Origin of the sequence: Globicatella sp. HMSC072A10 (assembly GCF_001811625.1) — a bacterium.
Lineage (GTDB): Bacteria > Bacillota > Bacilli > Lactobacillales > Aerococcaceae > Globicatella > Globicatella sanguinis.
Genome location: NZ_KV805787.1, coordinates 3,477 through 4,455 on the forward strand (window position 1 = coordinate 3,477; position 979 = coordinate 4,455).

A 979-nucleotide genomic window follows, 5' to 3' on the forward strand; every position below is an offset into this window, starting at 1 on the left:
AATAATAAATAGGGGGAATATCAGGAGTGATTCGAGAAAGAATAAGTCAACTAGACAACTGGGAATTAGAAGAGGACAAACGCACAAGTAAATCAAATAAATTCAAAAACTTTAAAGAAGCCAAAGCTTCTACAATAAAGTTGTCGTCCTCAAAGGGGCAGCCAACCACCATCATGATATTCAATTATTTTATGAACATGTGATAGTGGATTTAGAAACTCATGAAGGAGATGGGTTGATAGCCAAAGGCTTTAACTTAGCTCAACCCAATGATGACATTAAATTCTAAAGGAGTCAAAGCTATGCAAGTAGTGTTTCATATCAATGAAGAAGATCGATGGCATATGGTTCTTTCGAATGTAAATAATTTTTTAGCTGAAGTAGGGGATGCGAAAATATCCATCGTTGCGAATGGTCATGCGGTGAATTATTATCTCAATGATGAATTAAGTGATAAGTTTTTGAATCAGGTAGATGTGGTGGCTTGTCAGAATTCCTTAAATAAACATCAGATCAATAAAGACCAAATAAATTCACTCATAAGGGTGGTAGATTCGGGCGTTGTTGAGATTGCTAAGAAACAAATGGAAGGATATGCTTATATTCGTCCCTAAATAAGTAAAAAAATTCTGGGTCTCCTTTTTGGGATTGACTCAGAATTTTTATTTGATCAAATAGTTAACTAATGGTTTGATAAGCTTGGAATAAAATAAACAAGCTAGTTGCAATTAAAATGAGCGCACTCACACCGACATATAATTTAACTAAGGGACCTGGACTGGCATCTTTAATGACTAGACTTATCAACACCTCCGAGATAGATTCGATGTTGAATAGTAACAATAATCCAATCACTGACATGATGATAAAGAGTGCAAGTCCCCATCTTGTCGCCGTCCAGATAGTTTGATTTCGGTCCTTAATTTCAGACTGGGCTTGTCGAACTAATAACCCAACTTCCCGAATACGTAACACGAAT

Annotated in this window: 2 protein-coding genes and 1 pseudogene; 2 read left to right on the forward strand and 1 reads right to left on the reverse strand. The window is 35.9% G+C overall.

Annotated elements, in window-relative coordinates; translation table 11 throughout:
- Nucleotides 1-133: 133 nt before the first annotated feature.
- Both HMPREF2811_RS11960 and HMPREF2811_RS08635 read left to right on the forward strand, forming a co-directional pair.
- Nucleotides 134-289 (forward strand): annotated as a pseudogene (locus HMPREF2811_RS11960) (4a-hydroxytetrahydrobiopterin dehydratase); the annotation flags it as partial.
- Between the two features lie 13 nt (nt 290-302).
- Nucleotides 303-614, forward strand: a complete 312-nt coding sequence (locus tag HMPREF2811_RS08635) for a DsrE family protein (RefSeq protein WP_071408984.1) — start codon at nt 303-305, stop codon at nt 612-614.
- A gap of 64 nt (nt 615-678) precedes the next feature.
- Here the strand turns inward: HMPREF2811_RS08635 and HMPREF2811_RS11460 are convergent.
- A partial coding sequence (locus HMPREF2811_RS11460; RefSeq protein WP_168164970.1) for a hypothetical protein occupies nt 679-979 on the reverse strand: 301 nt, incomplete at its 5' end.